Origin of the sequence: Leptospira sp. B5-022, from assembly GCF_000347035.1 — a bacterium.
GTDB lineage: Bacteria > Spirochaetota > Leptospiria > Leptospirales > Leptospiraceae > Leptospira_B > Leptospira_B cinconiae.
Genome location: NZ_ANIJ01000047.1, coordinates 373,390 through 392,594 on the forward strand (window position 1 = coordinate 373,390; position 19,205 = coordinate 392,594).

The following is a 19,205-nucleotide window of genomic DNA, read 5'->3' on the forward strand; positions in this document are numbered from 1 at the left end:
AGGATTTTGTCGTGGTAGGAACTCCCGCGGACGGGTCGATTCGGGTCGTGATCGTAGACGACTCTCTTTTGGTGCGAAATATTATTTCTGACCAGATCAAAAAGGAGAGTAGGATACAAGTTATAGCCACCGGTAAAACCGGAGTGGATTGTATCGAACTCGCCACAAAACTCAGACCCGATATAGTGATATTAGATGTGGAAATGCCGGTGATGGATGGGCTTTCCGCGCTACAAGAACTTCAGAAGAGAAAATTGGGTATTCCGGTAATGATGCTATCCGTTCTCACTCAACACGGAGCGGAAGCAACTTTCAAAGCATTGGAATACGGCGCCATCGATTTTGTTCCGAAACCTTCTTCGAGTAATCAATTCAATCCGGAAGAAATCGGAACCGTTCTTAGAAATAGAATACTTGCTTATTTCGATAGCATACGACCAAGTCATGCGACGCTTGACCCCAAAAAACTTGTAGATGCGGTCAAAAGTAAAATTTTCAAAGATGAAAAAAAAGCCGTGGAAGCGATTTGTATCGGGACATCCACAGGTGGTCCGAAAGCTTTGCAGACGGTTTTTTCCGATTTTCCGGAGAATTTTCATTTACCAATTTTCGTCGTACAACATATGCCTGTGGGTTTTACAAAAGCGTTTGCTTCTCGTTTAAACGATCATTCCAAGATCAAGGTAAAGGAAGCCGAGGATGGAGAAGAAATTCGTCCCGGAACCGGTTATGTTGCTCCGGGTGATGCACATTTAAAGATCGAATCTAGGGCAGGACGGAAATGGATTGCCTTAGGTAGGGAAGCGTTGGTAAATGGACACAGGCCCTCAGTCGAAGTTTTATTCGACAGCGCAATCCGGGAATACGGGAGCGCCTTAGTCGGTGTAATTATGACCGGCATGGGTAAGGACGGAGCAGCGGCAATTCTCAGAATGAGAGAGACCGGAGCTTCTACTGTCGCCCAAGACGAGGACAGCTCCGTGATCTTCGGAATGAATCGCCAAGCCATCGAAATGGGCGGGATTCAGTTCGTAGAACCAGTAAGCGCAATAACATCAAGGATACTTTCCATTCTCAAAGAAAGGGGAAACTAATTATGGCCAGAATTCTCGTAGTAGACGATGCAAAATTCATGAGGACCATGGTGAAGGACGCACTCGTCGCCGGAGGGCATGAGATCGTCGGCGAGGCCGAAAACGGAAACATCGCTGTCGATCAGTACAAAGCGATCAAGCCGGACCTAGTCACCATGGATATCACCATGAGAGAAAAAGACGGGATCGAAGCAGCCCAGGAAATTTTTAAATTGGATCCGAAAGCGCGTATCATTATGGTTACCGCTCTTGGGCAGGAAGAACTTCTTGCAAAAGCGATCAAGATGGGAGTGAAGGATTTCGTAGTAAAACCTTTTTCACCGGAAAGATTGCAACAGGCGGCAGAAAAAGCACTGAATTCCTAAAAAGATGGAAAGAGAAAACGCCACACAATCCTTCGTAGTTCAATGGAACAATTCCGAAGGCGGTATTACGGAGGGACCTTTAAGTCTTCTCTGGTCTCTTATAGAAAGTTATAAGGTTGATATATTCGAAGTTTCCCTTTATAGGATCACTCAAGACTTTCTAAACTTCATTAAGATTTCTGCAAGTATCCATATAGACATGGGAGCGGAATACGCTCTTATGGCTGCAAATTTAGTTTATCTCAAATCCAAGGCATTATTACCCGATCCGGGTTTCGAAGAAGAGGATTACGATCCTCCTCTTCCCCCCGAACTGGTCGAAAAACTTCTTGAACATAAAAAATTCCAATTAACCGCCCAAAAAATGGGGGATGTGGACAAGATCCAGGCCGGAGTATTCTCGAGAGAAACCAATCAGGTGATAGACGAGTCCGAGTCCTGGCTGGATCTAAGCCTTTTAGACCTGATCTCCGCATTTAACGAGATCTTGGAAAAACGGGAAGACGAAGGCGAGATTCCCGCTTTACTTACCGCGCCCCACCGGTATTCTGTCGAGGAAAAGATGGGTACCATTTCCGAACTGCTCGTCGAACGTTCGGATATCTCCTTTGAAGAATTGTTTTCTACGGTCAAGCCGGAGAAAGCCGAGATTGTAGCCGTCTTTCTGGCGATGTTGGAACTCTGTAAACAGAGAATTGTATCCATCCGCCAGCATAAAACTTTCGGCGAAATCCGTATATTCTTGGTGGGAGAACCGTGGAACGCGACAAAGCCGGCTTAAAAGGACTGATAGAGGCGCTGCTTTTCCTTTCCGGAGAACCGCTGAAACTAGCCAGTATCGCAAAATCCATAGACTGCGAAAAACAGGAAGCTCGTGATATACTCGACGAGCTGATCTTGGATTACCAAGAGAAGGACGGAGGTTTTGTTCTTAGAGAAATCGCAGGCGCATATCAATTCTCCACGAACGAAAAATATTCCGAAATTTTAGCAAAGCTCTTCAAAGAGAAGAAGAGAGAACAACTTTCGCGTTCTAGCTTGGATACTTTGGCGATCATCGCTTATAAACAACCCATCACATTATCCGAAATAGACGATATTCGTGGGGTTTCTTCCAGAGCCATGGTAACTTCTCTTATTTCCAAAAAACTGGTAAAACCGGTGGGTAATAAGGAAGTTCCCGGACGACCGGCGTTGTACGGTACCACGAAGGAATTTTTGATACATTTTGGATTAAATAAACTGACCGATTTACCTGCTCCTGTGGAAGTGAAGGAATTAAAATTCGAAAACCTGGATGATTTGATAGAGAATGGCCAAGAATGACGACAAACTGAAAGAGTTTAGGGAAAAGATCGATTCCCTGGACAAAGAAATCGTAAAGGCTATCCAGGCCAGAGCTGAAATCGCCTCCGAGATCGGAGAGATCAAAAGACAGAATAACGAGCCTATCTACCGTCCTGACAGAGAAAAGGACGTATACGAAAAGATCCTTGGACTGAATGGAGGGCCGCTTCCGGATAAAGTGCTTCTTGCCATTTATAGAGAGATCATGTCCGGCTCTTTTTCCGTGGAAAAAGGTTTGAAGATCGGTTATCTGGGACCGGAAGGATCTTTTTCTCACCAAGCGGTTCGCGCCAGATTCGGGACTTCCGTGGAGGCTACCGAATTTCCTTCCATTCCGGAAGTGTTTCGCGCAGTGGAAACGGATAAGGCGGATTACGGAGTGGTCCCTGTGGAAAATTCTTCCGAAGGACTAGTGAACTCCACTTTAGATCAGTTCTTAGTGTCCGATCTAAATATTTATTCTGAAATTTATCTGAAGATCCATCTGAACCTTCTAGGATTCGAACACGATCTTTCCAAGATCAAAACTTTATATGGGATCAAGATCGCAAATTCGCAGTGCCGAAATTGGATCGCTGCAAACCTTCCACATGTGGAAGTTTCTGAAACTCCTTCTACTTCCAGAGCGGCCAGCATAGTAGCGGAAAAGAAGGAGGCATGCGCCGCAGTAGCTTCCTCGATTGCCGCTGAAATTTACGGTCTGGATCTGGTCCGAGAATCCATTGAGGATATGTCGGACAATACCACAAGATTTTTGATCATAGGCAAAAACCAATGTCCCCCTACCGGAAACGATAAGACCTCCGTTGTATTCTCCATTCCGGATAAACCCGGATCTTTATATAATGTCTTAAAACCGATCTTCGATAAGGGGATCAATATGACCAAAGTGGAGTCCAGACCGACAAGAAGGACTTCTTGGGAATATAACTTCTTCATAGATTTTTTAGGTCATAAAAAGGACCCTCAAATAGAAGAGGTCCTTAACGTATTAAAAGAAAACACAATCTACCTCAGGATTTTGGGATCCTATCCGATCTCTCCACCTAACCCGTGAAAATCGAATTTTCTAGAATCCTGATTTATGGTCTGGGAATGATGGGTGCCTCCCTCTCTTTGGCCTTACGAAAAAAGAACTCTTCCGCGGAGATCGTGGGAGTGGTAGGATCACCTTCCAGTAAAGAAAAGGGGATACGGCTCAAATCAGCGGATCGAATTTATACCGCAGAGGAATTTTCCAAATCTCCCGATTGGGAATCCTATAATCTGATCGTTTTCGGAGTTCCGGTCAATACGACAGTGGAAGTGATCTCCAAACTTCCGTCCGGGTTTAAAGGTCTTTTGACGGATATGGGCTCCACTAAACAAGAGATTGTTCATGCGGTGGAGTCGGTTCTGACGGGAGAGCACCAATATATTTCCTCTCATCCAATGTGCGGTTCAGAAGAATCCGGCTTGGAATTCGGAAATGCGGACTTATATGAGAACAGGCTTTGTATTTTGACCAGGCCCAAAGGTGCAACTGATGCGGCCTTTGCCGAGATCGAAAAATTTTGGAAATTTTTAGGAATGTCTACCACGGAAATTCCTGCAAAGGATCATGATAAGATCCTATCCTATGTGTCCCATGTTCCTCATTTGATCTCTTCTCTTATGACAAATTGGGTTTGGGAAAACGGGTGTGTGAGGGAATTCACCCAAAATTCCCCTTTACCTTTGACAGGCGGTGGGTTTAGGGACATGACACGCATTGCAGGTTCGAATCCTAAGATGTGGTCACCGATCTTTTCTTCCAACCAAGAAGAGATCTATAAGGCGCTTTTGGATTATAAGGATAGATTGGATAAACTTCTTTCGGAGTTGGATCCCCAAAAGCCGCTCGACCTAAAACATTGGGAGTCCTTCATGGAAAAATCTCGTATCGATAGGGACGCAATTTTAAAGAAACAAAATGATTCCAAGAATCCTTAGTTCTACCGGAAAAGAGATCACAGTTCCGGGAGACAAATCTCTTTCTCATAGAAGCGTATTATTCTCCGTATTGTCTAAAGGGACCTCTCATGTTTCCGGATTTTTGGAAGCGGAAGATCCTTTAAATACGATGAAAGCTTTCACCCAACTCGGATTGAAAGTGGAAAAAATTTCCAAGGGAGAATATGTTTTTACAAGTCCCGGTAAAAATTCGCTCCAATCCCCAAAAGGAGTTTTAGATTTCGGAAATGCGGGAACCGGGATCAGATTATCCGCAGGATTACTTTGCGGGATACAGGGAATTAAGGCTACATTAACGGGAGATCATTCCCTCCAAAAAAGACCGATGTCCCGTATTATAAAACCTTTAACTTCTATGGGAGCGTCCATCTCCGGAAAGGATGATAAGGCTCCTTTAGAAATCATCGGAAAAAAACTATCTAACTTTCATTACAAAAGCCCGATCGCTTCGGCTCAAGTGAAATCCTGTCTGATGCTCGCAGCAATGGCTTCCGAAACTTCTTTGGAATACGAAGAGGATATTCTCTCTCGCGACCATACGGAGAATATGTTCCGGTTTTTGGGAAACAAACTGACTTATCTTTCGCCCACTCATTTTAGAATGGAACCCCCTTATACTTTCGAAGCGAAAGAATTCAAGGTGCCGGGCGATATTTCCTCTGCCGCATTCTTTTTGGTGCTCGGAGTTTTATTAAAAGAAGGTTCCGTTCTTGTGAAAAATGTGGGATTGAACCCTTCTCGTATAGGGATCTTAAACGCGCTCGAGGCAATGGGCGCAAAAATTATCGTCCACAATAAAAGGATAGAATGCGGGGAACCCGTAGGAGATCTGGAAGCGGTCTCTTCTAATTTACGTTTTTCTGAAATTAAAGAAGAATGGATCCCTTCTCTCATCGATGAGATCCCGATCTTGACCATCGCGGGCCTTTTTGCTAAAGGCGGATTTACGATCCGTCATGCGGAAGAACTTCGCGCAAAAGAATCGGATCGAATTTCCGCCATGGTGGAAAATCTCCGAAATTTGGGGATCACGGTACATGAATATCCGGACGGGTATGAAATCCCTGAAATCGGTTCCACCGTACATTCTTCGGAACTTTCTTCCTGGCTTTCCGGAAACCCGGTGAATATTTTTACGAAGATGGATCATCGAATCGCAATGAGTTTTATGATCCTCCAAGCGGTGAGTGGTTTGGAAATTCGCCCGGATGAAACTTCTTGGATAGAAACTTCCTTTCCGGGATTCGAATCGTTACTGGAAGGTTTTGTACAATGACGGAAAATGTGATCGCTTTAGACGGCCCCGCCGGAACGGGAAAGAGCACAGTCGCTCGAGAACTTTCCAAAAAACTCGGATTCGAATATTTGGATTCCGGCGCATTCTACCGAGCGTTAACTCTTCATATTTATAGGATCTACAAATCCAAAAATTCTTCGATATCTTTTTCGGACTGGTTGTCCGGTAAGGAGCTCCTGCCATTGACCGACGGAGTAAAAATTTTCTGCGAATTTTCGGAAGCAGGGGAGAATCATATCTTCCTAAATGGAGAAGATGTTTCCGCCGAGATCAGAACTGCGGAGATCACAAGAGAGATCAAATACATCGCCGACAAAGCGGTCTTTAGGGAATTCGTAAATTCTCAATTGAGAAAACTTTCCGAGACTCATCGTTTGGTTATGGACGGTAGAGACATAGGTACCCACGTATTTCCGGACGCCCGTTACAAATTCTTTTTGACAGCTTCTTCCAGAATTCGGGCCGAAAGAAGATACAATCAGTTATTAGAGCAAGGGATCCGTTCGGATTTGGACGAAATCGAAAAAGAGATCGTGGTCCGGGACAAATCCGATATGGAAAGGGAAATCGCCCCCCTCCGGAAAGCGGAGGATGCAATCCTCATTGACACAGATAACCTGCCAAAAAATAGTGTAATTAGTAAGATCCTTGGGTGCCTAGAGCCTGGCATTTATAACGATTCGCACTAATCCCAATCAAACACCGAGTAATTCAATCCGTATGAGTAGCCAACAAGACAAGTCCACTTTTGCAGAAGTTTTCAAACAGTGGGAAGAAAAGAAAAACGACGAAGCTGAAATCCGCAAAGACCAAGTGGTCGAAGGTAAAGTCGTATCCGTAGACAATGATAATGTCTATGTGGCAATCGAAGGATTGAAACAAGAGGGAAGAATTCCTCGTTCCGAATTCGACGAAAAACCGGAAATCGGATCTTTAGTTACCGCACTTGTAAAAAGAAAAGAGTCCACGGACTCCGGATGTGTTCTTTCTAAAAAAGAAGCCGACCAAAGAAAAGGTTGGGAAGTCGTTAAGGACGCATTCAAAAATAATTACCAAGTCAGCGGACGTTTGGTAAACGAGATCAAAGGAAAAGGTTACATCGTTAACGTAGAAGGTTCCGAACTTTTCCTTCCTGCTTCTCAGCTTAGTTATAAATTCTCCGAAGGAGAAAATTACAAAGGTGTGGAACTCGATTTCAAAGTGATCGAGATCAATGAACGCACCCGCTCCGGAGTCGTTTCCAGAAAAAAACTTCTAGACGAAGTGAATAATGAGAAATGGGACGCTCTCGCAGAAAAAATTAAAGTAGGGGACAAGGTTAAAGCAACCGTTTCCAAAATTGCAAGCTTCGGAGTTTTCTGCGATTTAGAAGGAGTTGTTGGACTCCTCAGACAAAGAGATATCTCTTATAAAAAATTCGCACCATTCAAACAATACTTCACCATCGGACAAGAAATTGAACTCCAAGTTCTTGAGATGGAGAAAGAAAATAATAAACTCGCACTTGGTCTCAAACAACTGTACGAAGATCCTTGGGTCTGGGCAAAACGTTCCTTGGAAAAAGACATGGTCATCCGTGGAACAGTTACTTCGCTTACTAATTTCGGCGCCTTCGTAGAATTGAAAGAAGGTTTGGAAGGATTAATCCATACCTCCGAATTGACCTGGGCGAAAAAACCTCCTCATCCAAAAGAACTTCTGAAAAAAGGCCAAGAAGTAGAAGCTCTAATCTTAGATATCGATTTCGAAAGCAGAAGACTTTCTCTCGGACTCAAACAACTTCAGCCGAATCCTTGGGACGCTTTAGGTCCGGAAGTTAGAGTGGGCAATGTTCTGACAGGAAAAGTTACCGGTATCACTAAATACGGCGCGTTCGTAGAAGTGGAAAACGGTATTGAAGGACTGATCCATATCAGCGATATCACTTGGGATGAAAAACAAAAGAACCCGACTTCTCTACTGAAAAAAGGGGAAGAAGTTAAATACATTATCTTAGACATCAATTTCGACGCACAAAGGATTTCTTGCGGATTAAAACAACTGCAAGAACATCCTTATGAAGCATTAAGAAATCGTTATCCGATCGGTTCGGTAGTCCAAGGAAAGATCAAAAGTATCGTGGACTTCGGTATGTTCGTGGAAATCGAACCAGGTTTCGAAGGGTTGGTTCATATCTCCGAGATCCCCGGTGGAAAAGATACTAATTTGGCCGAGTCTTATAAGCCAGGCGATATCGTAAAATGTGCAGTAGTTAAGATCGATTCCAAAAACAAAAAGATCTCGCTGTCTATCAAGGATTTCGATAAGGCTTTAGAAAGAGAAGAAATGGCGAAGTATTTGAAAACTTCCGACACTCCTTCCAGAGAAAGTTTAGGCAGCTTTATCAATTCTTCCTTAAAGTAAGGACGACTCTCGGAGTTTTCGATGAAACGATTCGAACCTAAAACCGGTGCATCTATTACGGATATCGATCCGTACCCGGGTCTTACCGGCGCAGAAAGATTTTTTGCAATTTTATTCTCCAAAATTGGAGAGAATAAAAAGCAGGTTTTATTCGGAATCGGCGTTTTATTCGTAACCGTACTAACTGTCGTTAGCTGGAATGAATATAGAGCGGAACAATTCCGCAAAGGAACTCTTGCCATCGAAAAATTGGAGAAGGAACTTTCTCTTTCCCCAATGACGGAAATCACGGATAAAATTAAAAAATACGAAACTATTGCTTCTACCTATAGTTCCCCTTCTTTAGATATCAGACTTTCCAAAACTTTGGGAGATCTTTATGCTAAAAACGGTGAATATCAAAAAGCGGCAGAGAAGTTAGAATTTGCGGGTAAAAAAATCGACGAACTTCCAGAAGTGAAGGCTTACTATTTTTTTATCGCAGGGAATTACAGAGAAAGTGCAAACCAACTCGCGGAAGCTGAGTCCGATTACGGAGTTTCCGTATCCCTTTTAAGCAATCGTAAGAATGTAGCGGGATTTTACGCTTGGAGTCTATACCAAGCGGGTCGCTTGAAACTTCAAAACGGCAAAAAAGAAGAAGCGGTCGATCTATTAAAAAAAGTTTTAGAACAAGATATCCCTTCTCCTTCCGAAGAATATAAAGCCGTCAGAGAACTCGCTACATATCTTCTACTAAAAAGCAGCCAGGGAAACTGATGCTCACTTTGGCCCTTCCGAAAGGACGGCTTGCCGAAGAGAGTATCGAGCTCATGCTCGAACGGGGATGGCTCTCCGGTCGTCCCGATCCCGATTCCAAAGAACTTATATTTAACGACACAAAAGGAAAGGTCCGTATTTTACTGGTCCGTTCCCAGGATGTTGCGACTTACGTGGAGCAGAATTCTGCGGATGCCGGTATCGTGGGATGGGACGTATTATTGGAAGGGGGTTACGACCTTCTTCTTCCTTTGGATTTGGGAATCGGAAAATGTAGACTTTCCGTTGCGGGACCGAAAGGTTGGAACCTCAGTTCTGGCGAAAGAAAGGTCCGGGTCGCGACAAAATATCCGAATATTGCCAAGGACTTCTTCCTGAAAAAGGGGATCAACTGCGAAGTTATCAAACTGTACGGAAGTATTGAGCTCGCTCCTTTGGTGGGTTTATCCGATTGTATCGTAGATTTGGTGTCCACAGGCGGGACCCTCAGGGCCAATAATTTGGAAGAGATCGAAGTCATCATGGAATCCACGGCAAGATTGGTATTTAACCGTTCCGCTTTATATACCAAACGAGCCGAAACCGGTGAATTCCTGGATTCTTTTGCTTTAACCGAAAAACGGTTGTGAATTCCGCCTTTAAAAAAAACATAGTCGTAAATCGACCTTATATCTATAGAGAAAAACAATGGCAGTTCCTAAGAGACGAAAATCTAAATCAAAAGTGAGGATGAAACGGGCCCATCATGCGATCGGGAAACCGAATCTAGTCCCTTGCCCGAACTGTAATTCCTTCAGACCTCCTCATAGAATCTGCCCTGTTTGCGGTTTTTATAAAGACCGTGTAGTGGTAGAACCGAAAGTCAGGAAGACTAGCGAAGAGAACTAATCAATATGTGGGTCGCCGTCGATGCAATGAGCGGCGACTACGGTCCTGACAGGATCGTAGAAGGGGCCGTTAGCGCGGTAAATCAAGACGGCAGAAACGTCATACTCGTCGGTAAAGAAGAAGATATCAGCGAGATCCTCCTCAAATACGAATACGATACAAACAAGATCAGGATTGTCCATGCCAGTGAGATTATAGGCATGAATGATTCTCCATCCATTGCGGTGCGTGCAATGGAAGATTCTTCCGTTGTGCAGGCAGCTCAGCTCGTTGCGGACAAAACTTGCGTTGGAATGTTTTCTCCTGGGAATACGGGCGCTACTATGGCGGCCGCACTATTGTATCTCGGTAGAATCCCAGGAGTACTTAGGCCTCCGATTGCCGCTCCGATCCCAAGAGAAAAAGGAGCTCCTACACTACTTTTAGATGCAGGTGCAAATGTGGATTGTAAGCCCGAGTATTTGGCCCAGTTCGCAATTATGGGAGAGATCTACTCTAGACTCATATTTAATATTCACAGACCTAAGGTCGGGATCTTATCCAACGGAGAAGAAGATAAGAAGGGAAACTCGGTCACCTTAAAGGCTTTCGAATTTATCAAAAAACTACCGATCGATTTCGTTGGAAATGTAGAAGGACGAGATCTTTATGGTGGAGGAAGGGACGTGGACGTTGTGGTCTGCGACGGCTTTGTCGGCAATATCGTACTGAAAGCAACCGAAGGTCTTTCCAAATCCATATTCAGCGTCTTAAGAGAAAGTATCGCTCAGTCAAGCCTTGCCCAAACGGGGGCCCTTCTTCTCAAACCTACATTCACAGCGATCAAAAAAAGATTGGATTACGCCGAATACGGTGGAGCGCTTCTTCTCGGAGTGGATGGGACTTGTTTGATAGGTCACGGTTCTTCCAATGCACATGCCGTCCGAAATGCCATCCGAGTGGTGGTAGAATGTGCTGAAAGGGATGTAAACCAGCGTATCAAAGAAGATATAGAGAAGGCTAAGTTTTAATCCAATAACAAGATTATTTCGCACGGAGGGCATTGAGAACACAGAAGGTTTTGTGGGCTCTTATCTCCGTGAACTTCGTGGTCTCTGTGCGAACTTTCCTAAACTTCCAAGGTGAACGCTACGCCCAGAATCACTTGACCCCCCAGGCCCGAAAAATACGCTAACCGCAGAATCTGGTAAGGAAAAAACCAATGATCGATTTGAAAGGCAAAAACGCCATTATAACCGGGGCTGCCCGCGGAATCGGTAAAGCAACCGCTCTTAAACTGGCGCAAGCAGGCGCAAATGTTGTTATCGCCGACTTAAATGAAGAGGCAAGTAAAGCTACTGCGGAAGAGATCGCAAAAGTTACAGGTGTTAAAGCGATCGGAGTCGCTGTAAACGTAGCAAACGCGGAATCCGCACAAGCTGGTATCCAAGCTGTAGTGGATAATTTCGGTTCAATTGACATCCTAGTGAACAACGCAGGTATCACTAAAGATACTCTTATGCTCAGAATGAAACAGGAACAATGGGACGCTGTAATCGCAGTGAACCTGACCGGAACTTTCAACTGCACCCAAGCTGCCGTAAAATTTATGGCAAAAAATCCGAACGGCGGATCCATCATCAACCTTTCTTCCATCGCAGGGGTGAACGGAAATATCGGACAAACCAACTACTCCGCGTCGAAAGCGGGGGTAATCGGTTTGACCAAAGCTGTCGCGCTGGAAATGGCAGGTCGTAAGATCCGTTGTAATGCGATTGCTCCGGGATTTATCGCTACGGAGATGACCGACGCGATCCCTGAAAAGATCCGCACCGCAATGGTAGCTGCGATCCCTTTGAAGAGAGCAGGACAACCGGATGATATCGCGAATACTATCGCGTTCTTAGCTTCCGATCTTTCCTCCTTCATTACAGGACAATTGATCGAAGTGAACGGTGGGGGATTCCTTCCAGGAGTCCAAGCCTAATCAGTTATTCGGATCCAAATCCGAATCAATCAGGCAGAGAGCCCGGAATTTTCCGGGCTTTTGTTTTTTTGCAGAACAAACAAAACCTTTCTTAGAAAGGTTCTCATCATATTGCATAAAATTATAAACCCGAACGGCGTTCGAATGGATGAACGAGATCGGTTTTCGCATCGAATATTAGAAATGTGACTTTTCGATTATTTGAATATGGGGAAGGGACTGGATCGGAATTTTCGATAGTTTGAGTCGATCGAATTCGTGAGCAATAGAACATCTTCTTTGAAAAAAAATGAAAAAGAGACTTGGATATTATTCTGTTTTTTTCCCGTTTCCAATCCGTTAACGCTTGCCAAAACATTTGAGAAAAAAATGTTTAAAAATCGGTGGATGAATTCATCCCCGATTCTAAACCTAACTAAAACTTACATACCACTCCGGTGGTACGGAGGAAACAAATGGCAGATTTCGAAAAGATTAAGTCTATTATCGTTGAGCAACTTGGAGTGGACGAGTCCGAAGTGACTCCTGAAGCACACTTCATTGATGACCTCGGTGCAGACTCTCTTGACACAGTTGAACTCGTTATGGCTCTTGAAGAAGAGTTTGGCGTTGAAATTTCCGATGAGGATGCTGAAAAGATCCAAACCGTCGGAGACGTAATTAAGTTCATCGACACTCTAAAGTCCTAATTGACTGGACCTCCGGGTTCTTTTACGGGAACTCGGAAGTCTTTCCTTCCTTTTATCAAAATCCTTTGATAAAAAAAAAATACATTCAAAATAAAACCGAATCCGATCCTAAGGATCCTTCCTTACTTGCGTCCGAACTAGGTTTAAAATTTAATAAACCTTCTTACTTAGAAATTGCATTCATACATAGTTCTTTTAGGAACGAAAATCCCGAATATAAAGAAGACAACGAAAGATTAGAGTTCTTAGGCGATTCGGTTCTAGGTCTGGTTGTCGCAAAATATTTGTATCGAACAAATCCTTCCGCAAGTGAAGGCGAGCTATCCAGAAAAAAAGCAACCTTGGTCTCCACCGCGATGTTAAACGGTCTCAGTGAAAAGTTGGGACTAACTTCTTACGTACTACTCGGAAAAGGAGAGGGCCAGGGAGGCGCACAAAAAAAACTGGGAGCCAATCTATTCGAGTCCTTGGTCGGTGCGATTTATTTAGACCAAGGAATGGAAGCGGCGGAGAAGTTTATACTAGAACATCTAATAGAATACATTAAAAATTCCGATAAGGTAAAAGAGGCTACGGATTATAAATCCATCCTCCAGGAAATCTGCCAAAAAAAATTCAGACTTTTACCGTCTTACAGATTAATAAAAGAGACCGGGCCGGATCACGAAAAGACCTTTTACGTTAGTGTATCTATCCGGGACAAACATTCTGCGGAAGGTAAGGGAAAGAACAAAAAGTTCGCCGAACAAGATGCAGCGAAACAATTATTGAAGGCCCTAAAGATCAAGGTTTAAAGAAATCTAATGGAATTCTTTTTTAAAAAGAAAGGTTTGAGGGTCAGAGTGGCCGCATTGATCCGAAATCGAAAGGGGGAGATCCTTCTTTTGCAGCAAAAAAAGAAGGATGCCTATTATTGGTTATTACCGGGAGGCGGGATCGAATTCGGGGAAAGCGCAGAAGACGCATTAAGAAGGGAACTGAAAGAAGAACTTTCTCTCGATATCACCAGCGCCAATTTTCTATTTTTAAACGAGTCTATAGATCCGAAGGGAAATCGTCACCTTCTACAGTTGGTATTCTTAGCAACCGTCAAAAAACAGGACCCTACTGTGAACCTGAAAGAGAAAGCGATCACAGGATTCGGCTATTTTCCTTTGAAAGCGGTTTTAGAAATGGATATAAGACCGGATATTAAGGATTTTCTTAGTTCGGGAAAATATAAACCGGCTCCCTTTATACGAAGCCAATGGGTATACGATAAATGAATCCTATCCGGGAAGTACAGATCAGAGCATTTTCAAAAGAATATAAGGTCCAGATCCATTCGGACTTCAGAGGTTTGGGAGAAACGATCAAAAGATTTTATCCTATTTCTTCCATATTTATACTTACGGAAAGAAAACTTGCCGGACTGTTTTCCAAGTTTTACGAATCGGAACTTTCCTGTCCCGGAATCCCATTCCACGAAATTTATATCAAGGGCGGTGAGAAAAATAAACATATCCTTCGTACCGCAGAAGTTTATAATAAACTGATCGAGCTTGGAGCGGACCGCAAAAGTTTGATCCTTGCATTGGGCGGGGGAGTTGTAGGCGATTTTGCCGGATTTATCGCATCCACGTTCCAAAGAGGGATACGTTTTGCACAAATTCCTACAACCTTACTTGCTTCCGTAGATTCTTCCGTGGGCGGAAAAGTAGCAGTGAATGCCGATCTTGGGAAAAATATGATCGGCTCCTTCTACCAACCTGAGTTCGTTTTTTTACCTTTGATCGCATTGTCCACTTTGCCCAAAAGAGAATGGAGATGTGGAATGGCTGAGATCGTAAAACACGCGCTTTTATCGGGAGGAGAATATCTGGAGAAAGTCCGCTTAAACGATAAATCCGTTTACGACCATACTTCTTCCGAACTTTTGGATCTGATCGTAGGTTCTATTTTATATAAGGCTAATATAGTTTCCCAGGACGAAAGAGAAACGGGTTTGAGAAAAGTCCTGAATCTAGGACATACTACCGCTCACGCAATAGAATCTCTCACGAATTATAGAAGATATTCTCATGGAGAAGCGGTTTCTATCGGGCTTTTGACTGCGACCATTTTATCCGCAGAAAAACAAGGTCTGGATCCTTCTTGGATAGAAGGTCTAAAAAAAATATTAAAAGCGTATGATCTTCCGTATCACGATAAAAGTAAATCCGCACAAGTTGCGAAACATACTCTTCATGATAAGAAGAATGTAGGCAACTCGGTTCGTTTTGTTCTTCTTCAATCTCCCGGCAATCCGATCTGGGATATTCCAGTCGAGTTGGAAGAGATCGCTTCCGCTTTCAGAAAGCAGAAAAAAATGGATTAGAAAACGTAGAGTTTAGAAGAGGCGCAAAAATTTTTGGCACACAGAGACGCGGAGTCTCAGAGGTAGGAAATTATCGAATTAGAAAGTGTCCAAGTTTAGCGTTCTTTATGGTTTAATATGAAAATCTTTTAAGAAACTCTTTGGGCTCTGTGCCTCTGTGTGAGAATAACTCAGTCTCTCTTTCAAACTCTGCGTCTTTGCTTCCAAAAACACCTTGATTTCGTCATAGTAATACCTAGTGTAGGTTCTCTTATCATGGAAGAAATACTTCGGCTCTTAAATCCGATCTCACTTCTGAATGCGAAGGAAAGATCCTTAACGGAAGAACTCGTTTTGGTCGTGTATTTCATTCTGATCCTAGTAATCGTTTATAAAACTTTCGTATTGACTTTCGATAGGATCAGTCCTCCGGCCGATAATGCGGTCAGATACAATCGCAGAAGGGTGACCCGGATCTTATTTGTTGTTGTGGGGGCAGTGTCCCTTCTTCCCGTAATTTTTTCCGGTTTGTCTTATCTTCCCACCGTAATGGGGCTTGCCGGAGCGGGTATCGTTATCTCTTTAAAAGATATCACTTTGAATTATGTTGGCTGGCTTTTGATACACGGCAGTAACGGTTTCGAAGTAGGGGATCGTATCGAGATCGAAGGTGTGAAAGGAGACGTGGTAAATATAGGGATCAACAGATTTACTTTGATGGAGTTGAGTCAGGATCCTAAGTCGGAACAGTCCACGAATCGTTTAGTACATCTTCCGAACCATACGATCATTCTTCATAAAGTATATGTGGTGAAGGAAAAATTAGGGTTTGTTTGGGACGAGTTCAGGATTAAGATACCTCACGGCTCAGATTGGGAGAGTGCGGAAAAAATTTTAAACGGCATTCTTAAGAATAGATCCGTAATTGACCAACGTAAGGTAGATTATTCCGTAAGAGAGCTTTCCAAAAATTATTTGGTCCGTTTGGGGAAAACCACTCCCATCGTGTACGTAAACGTGGAAGAGGGAGGGGTATTATTCTCTCTTCGTTATCTGACTCACATCAAAGATGTGAGGAATCAAAAGGCAAGTATCTCCCGAGAAGTTTTAAAAAAATTTGCGGAAGCCGGTATTACGATGATCTAATCTACCTTGATCGATCTGTGGACGGGGCCGTAAAGTAAAACGGGAGAGATCAATACCCAGATCAGGATCAAGATCCAAAATTCTCCGGCAAAAATGTTATGCACTTTTAGGAAATCCTTATATGGATTTTCGGATCCCCGCAAGAACATTAGAAATTCGAAAAGTTCCGTCATAAAAAACCAGACAAGTCCTATTTTAAAGGCATGTGTCTTATTATTAAACGGCCATTTTTTGGAAACGTATAGTACCGGTATGGAAATAAGTATGATCCCTGTAAAAACGGAGATCTGATGAGAGAGATGCTCTTCGAAAAAATCCTTATAAGCCAGTTCACGAATGGCAGCGTTCAGCAAAGCGGCTAAAAGGAGAAGGAACCAACTTAGAATATATTTGATCATGATCGGTTTTTATCCTCTGCTTTGAAGATAAAAAGAAAAAAACCGATCTTTGGAATTGATATATATCCATTTTCCGATTTTTACCGAGAATTATCGTATTTTATAAATTTGCAAAAAATCCACGGACTTTGCTTCTCCTCCCGGAGCTCCGGAAAGAATTACAACTATATCTCCAGGAGTCAACATCCCGTCTTCAGGAAGTTTTGTTTCCATATAGCGGATCATATCGAAAAAAGTTTCCATAAAGGGCATAACGTAAGGTTGTACCCCGCGATATAATTTCATCTTTCTTGCAGTCGCTAAATACGGAGTAAAAGAAAGGATAGGGACCTTCGGTCTCATTTCCGAAGTGATCAGCGCTGAATAACCGCTTCTTGTAAAATTAACGATAGCTTTAGCATTGATACTATGTGCTATTTCTCTTGCAGCGGAGCCTAATGCCGCTCTTTCTATCTCTAATTCTGATTTTTTTAAATTCCAGTGGATCTCGTAAATACGATCCAAGTTTTCCGTTTCCCTTAGGATCTTTGCCATCATCTCCGCGGATTCGACGGGATATTTTCCGCTGGCGGATTCTCCTGATAACATCACTGCATCTGTTCCGTCCATTACCGCGTTTGCAACATCGCTTGCCTCAGCCCTAGTTGGGCGTGGGTTGTCCACCATGGATTCTAACATTTGAGTCGCGGTGATTACGGGTTTTCCCGCACGGTTCGCTTTATAGATGAGTTCTTTTTGTAAAACCGGAACTCTTTCCGTTTCCACTTCTACCCCGAGATCACCTCTTGCGATCATGATCCCGTCTGCCGCTTCTAAAATTTCGTCTATATTACGGATCGCTTCCGGTCTCTCTATTTTGGCGATGAGCCCGGTCTGTGTTCCTCTCATCATTTCTCTGGCAAGTTCCAAGTCGGAAGCTCGTCTTACAAAACTTAATGCGACGTAATCCACACCTAAATTTAGTGCAAACTTTAGATCCAGCAGGTCTTTTTCGGAAAGTGCAGGTGCGGAGATAGGGGTTCCTGGCAAATTAATTCCTTTGTTGCTTTTTAAAATTCCGCCTATTATAACTTTTAAAACGGCTTCTTTGCTTGATTTGGATTCGACTTCTAGTACGAGTTTACCGTCATCTACTAATAGTTTGTCTCCCGAACGAAGATCTTCTATCATGGCAGGGTAGGTAGTGCCGACCGCCTCGGAGTCTCCTAAGTATTCCGCGTCGGGTAAAAGTCTGATCTTGTTTCCCTTTTCTAATTCGATTTGGGGAACCCGGAGTTTTCCGGTTCTGATTTTTGGTCCCTGCAAATCGGCCATGATGCCAAGAGGAACGCCGGATTCGGATTCACATTTGCGCAAAGTTTCGAAAACTTTTTTGTGAACTTCGTGAATTCCGTGAGAGAAATTCATTCTCGCGATGTCCATTCCGGCACGGAGAAGTGCAGTGATAGTAATTTCATCTGAGGAAGAAGGACCGATAGTGCAAACCATTTTGGTTTTTTTTTCAGGGCTAAACATGAATGGGAACCTCCGGAAATTTGGACGTATTTAAGAATGCTATTTCGTTCTTTACGGGGCGAAACGGAAGGGTAAGCTTGGGAAAAAAAAGGCACACCCAATTGCGCCAACAGTTAGAACGGCTCGCTCTAGTTTATCATCCGGAATACAATATGGACCTGGGTCCCCACGTATTCCCCGCACGTAAATACGCAATGATATACAATCAAGTCAAGGAAGATCCTAAACTTTCTTCCTTGCCTGCGCTCCAACCGGCTCCGGTCGGAGAGGAAGAATTAAGCCTGGTCCATACTCCGGAATTCATTTCCGATTTTATGAATTTAAGATATACGGACCGGACAATGTATTCGGAACTTCCGCTCAATCAAACTATGGTCAGAAGTTTTTGTCTTGGAGTGGGAGGAACCATTCTTGCGACTGAGATGACTGAAAATTACAAATACGTGTATCATATCGGCGGTGGGTTCCATCATAGCATGCCGGATAGGGCGGAAGGTTTCTGCTATCTGAACGACGCTGCAATTGCGACGAAACTTTATCTGCAAAAATATCCGGAACGAAAGGTTTTATTTATAGATCTGGATCTTCACCAAGGGAATGGGAACGCTAGAATTTTCCAAGGAGACCCTTCGGTTTGGACTTTTTCCATGCACCAAGAAGAGTTATATCCTAAAAAAGAGAAGTCCAATCTGGATGTACCTTTGGAGAACGGAACCGGTGACAAAGTTTATCTTTCTCGTTTAAGCGAAGGTTTAGAAAGGATCCGAAACGACTTCAAGCCGGATCTGATCTATTATTTTGCGGGTGCGGATCCTTTCGAGGACGATTCTCTTGGGGATCTAAAACTTACTTTTGATGGGTTGAAGGCGAGGGATAAGACGGTAAAAACTTTTGCGGATTCTTTGGATATTCCTGTGGTGATAATGCCTGCGGGCGGTTATGCAAGAAATTTCCACGATACTGTGCGTATCCATTTTAATACGATCAGGGTTTTCGCCTCTTTAATTTGAT

22 protein-coding genes are annotated in these 19,205 nt (G+C 43.4%); 20 read left to right on the forward strand and 2 right to left on the reverse strand.

Annotated elements, in window-relative coordinates; translation table 11 throughout:
• The first annotated feature begins 11 nt into the window (after nucleotides 1-11).
• From LEP1GSC192_RS17965 to LEP1GSC192_RS18055, 19 genes are all read left to right on the forward strand, one after another.
• Nucleotides 12-1,094: a chemotaxis response regulator protein-glutamate methylesterase gene (locus LEP1GSC192_RS17965; protein ID WP_020771300.1), complete on the forward strand. Its 1,083-nt coding sequence runs from the start codon at nucleotides 12-14 to the stop codon at nucleotides 1,092-1,094.
• A 2-nt stretch (nucleotides 1,095-1,096) separates the two neighbouring features.
• Nucleotides 1,097-1,459, forward strand: coding sequence for a response regulator (locus tag LEP1GSC192_RS17970; protein ID WP_008594408.1), 363 nt, complete (start codon nucleotides 1,097-1,099; stop codon nucleotides 1,457-1,459).
• A 4-nt stretch (nucleotides 1,460-1,463) separates the two neighbouring features.
• Nucleotides 1,464-2,240, forward strand: a complete 777-nt coding sequence (locus LEP1GSC192_RS17975; RefSeq protein WP_020771316.1) for a ScpA family protein — start codon at nucleotides 1,464-1,466, stop codon at nucleotides 2,238-2,240.
• Between the two features lie 5 nt (nucleotides 2,241-2,245).
• On the forward strand, nucleotides 2,246-2,785 hold the full coding sequence (gene scpB / locus LEP1GSC192_RS17980) for an SMC-Scp complex subunit ScpB (RefSeq protein WP_306819259.1): 540 nt from the start codon (nucleotides 2,246-2,248) through the stop codon (nucleotides 2,783-2,785).
• A complete protein-coding gene (pheA, locus tag LEP1GSC192_RS17985; protein WP_020771110.1) occupies nucleotides 2,772-3,863 on the forward strand; it encodes a prephenate dehydratase in 1,092 nt (363 codons plus the stop codon). The genes scpB and pheA overlap by 14 nt, the downstream gene beginning before the upstream one ends.
• Nucleotides 3,860-4,777, forward strand: coding sequence for a prephenate dehydrogenase (locus LEP1GSC192_RS17990; protein WP_020771116.1), 918 nt, complete (start codon nucleotides 3,860-3,862; stop codon nucleotides 4,775-4,777). The genes pheA and LEP1GSC192_RS17990 overlap by 4 nt, the downstream gene beginning before the upstream one ends.
• The gene (aroA, locus tag LEP1GSC192_RS17995) at nucleotides 4,758-6,074 is read left to right on the forward strand and encodes a 3-phosphoshikimate 1-carboxyvinyltransferase (RefSeq protein ID WP_020771231.1); all 1,317 of its coding nucleotides are present in this window, start codon (nucleotides 4,758-4,760) and stop codon (nucleotides 6,072-6,074) included. Before LEP1GSC192_RS17990 ends, aroA begins: the two co-directional genes overlap by 20 nt.
• Nucleotides 6,071-6,784, forward strand: coding sequence for a (d)CMP kinase (gene cmk, locus LEP1GSC192_RS18000; protein WP_020771390.1), 714 nt, complete (start codon nucleotides 6,071-6,073; stop codon nucleotides 6,782-6,784). Before aroA ends, cmk begins: the two co-directional genes overlap by 4 nt.
• Nucleotides 6,774-8,498, forward strand: coding sequence for a 30S ribosomal protein S1 (locus LEP1GSC192_RS18005; RefSeq protein WP_255349072.1), 1,725 nt, complete (start codon nucleotides 6,774-6,776; stop codon nucleotides 8,496-8,498). Before cmk ends, LEP1GSC192_RS18005 begins: the two co-directional genes overlap by 11 nt.
• Before the next feature lie 21 nt (nucleotides 8,499-8,519).
• On the forward strand, nucleotides 8,520-9,257 hold the full coding sequence (locus LEP1GSC192_RS18010; RefSeq protein ID WP_020771416.1) for a tetratricopeptide repeat protein: 738 nt from the start codon (nucleotides 8,520-8,522) through the stop codon (nucleotides 9,255-9,257).
• Complete coding sequence (gene hisG / locus LEP1GSC192_RS18015) at nucleotides 9,257-9,886, forward strand: ATP phosphoribosyltransferase (protein WP_020771095.1); 630 nt, start codon at nucleotides 9,257-9,259, stop codon at nucleotides 9,884-9,886. The genes LEP1GSC192_RS18010 and hisG overlap by 1 nt, the downstream gene beginning before the upstream one ends.
• Before the next feature lie 58 nt (nucleotides 9,887-9,944).
• Nucleotides 9,945-10,145, forward strand: a complete 201-nt coding sequence (gene rpmF / locus LEP1GSC192_RS18020) for a 50S ribosomal protein L32 (protein ID WP_008593555.1) — start codon at nucleotides 9,945-9,947, stop codon at nucleotides 10,143-10,145.
• 5 nt (nucleotides 10,146-10,150) lie between these two features.
• A complete protein-coding gene (plsX, locus tag LEP1GSC192_RS18025) occupies nucleotides 10,151-11,155 on the forward strand; it encodes a phosphate acyltransferase PlsX (RefSeq protein ID WP_020771335.1) in 1,005 nt (334 codons plus the stop codon).
• Between the two features lie 191 nt (nucleotides 11,156-11,346).
• Nucleotides 11,347-12,111 (forward strand): 3-oxoacyl-ACP reductase FabG, encoded by a 765-nt coding sequence (gene fabG, locus LEP1GSC192_RS18030; protein WP_020771203.1) that lies wholly within the window; start codon nucleotides 11,347-11,349, stop codon nucleotides 12,109-12,111.
• A gap of 455 nt (nucleotides 12,112-12,566) precedes the next feature.
• Nucleotides 12,567-12,800, forward strand: coding sequence for an acyl carrier protein (gene acpP, locus LEP1GSC192_RS18035; RefSeq protein ID WP_008594933.1), 234 nt, complete (start codon nucleotides 12,567-12,569; stop codon nucleotides 12,798-12,800).
• A gap of 65 nt (nucleotides 12,801-12,865) precedes the next feature.
• Nucleotides 12,866-13,594, forward strand: coding sequence for a ribonuclease III (gene rnc / locus LEP1GSC192_RS18040; RefSeq protein ID WP_020771440.1), 729 nt, complete (start codon nucleotides 12,866-12,868; stop codon nucleotides 13,592-13,594).
• Nucleotides 13,595-13,603: 9 nt separating this feature from the next.
• Nucleotides 13,604-14,065: an NUDIX domain-containing protein gene (locus LEP1GSC192_RS18045; protein ID WP_020771136.1), complete on the forward strand. Its 462-nt coding sequence runs from the start codon at nucleotides 13,604-13,606 to the stop codon at nucleotides 14,063-14,065.
• Complete coding sequence (gene aroB / locus LEP1GSC192_RS18050; RefSeq protein WP_020771336.1) at nucleotides 14,062-15,156, forward strand: 3-dehydroquinate synthase; 1,095 nt, start codon at nucleotides 14,062-14,064, stop codon at nucleotides 15,154-15,156. Before LEP1GSC192_RS18045 ends, aroB begins: the two co-directional genes overlap by 4 nt.
• Before the next feature lie 255 nt (nucleotides 15,157-15,411).
• Nucleotides 15,412-16,281, forward strand: coding sequence for a mechanosensitive ion channel family protein (locus LEP1GSC192_RS18055; protein ID WP_020771173.1), 870 nt, complete (start codon nucleotides 15,412-15,414; stop codon nucleotides 16,279-16,281).
• On the opposite strand, the gene LEP1GSC192_RS18060 is transcribed toward LEP1GSC192_RS18055, so the two are convergent.
• The gene (locus LEP1GSC192_RS18060; protein WP_020771465.1) at nucleotides 16,278-16,679 is read right to left on the reverse strand and encodes a hypothetical protein; all 402 of its coding nucleotides are present in this window, start codon (nucleotides 16,677-16,679) and stop codon (nucleotides 16,278-16,280) included. The genes LEP1GSC192_RS18055 and LEP1GSC192_RS18060 overlap by 4 nt on opposite strands.
• A 90-nt stretch (nucleotides 16,680-16,769) precedes the next feature.
• Nucleotides 16,770-18,194, reverse strand: coding sequence for a pyruvate kinase (gene pyk / locus LEP1GSC192_RS18065; RefSeq protein WP_020771213.1), 1,425 nt, complete (start codon nucleotides 18,192-18,194; stop codon nucleotides 16,770-16,772).
• 101 nt (nucleotides 18,195-18,295) lie between these two features.
• Here pyk and LEP1GSC192_RS18070 point away from each other — a divergent pair, with 101 nt between their 5' ends.
• On the forward strand, nucleotides 18,296-19,204 hold the full coding sequence (locus tag LEP1GSC192_RS18070) for a histone deacetylase (protein ID WP_198289335.1): 909 nt from the start codon (nucleotides 18,296-18,298) through the stop codon (nucleotides 19,202-19,204).
• Nucleotide 19,205: the final 1 nt, after the last annotated feature.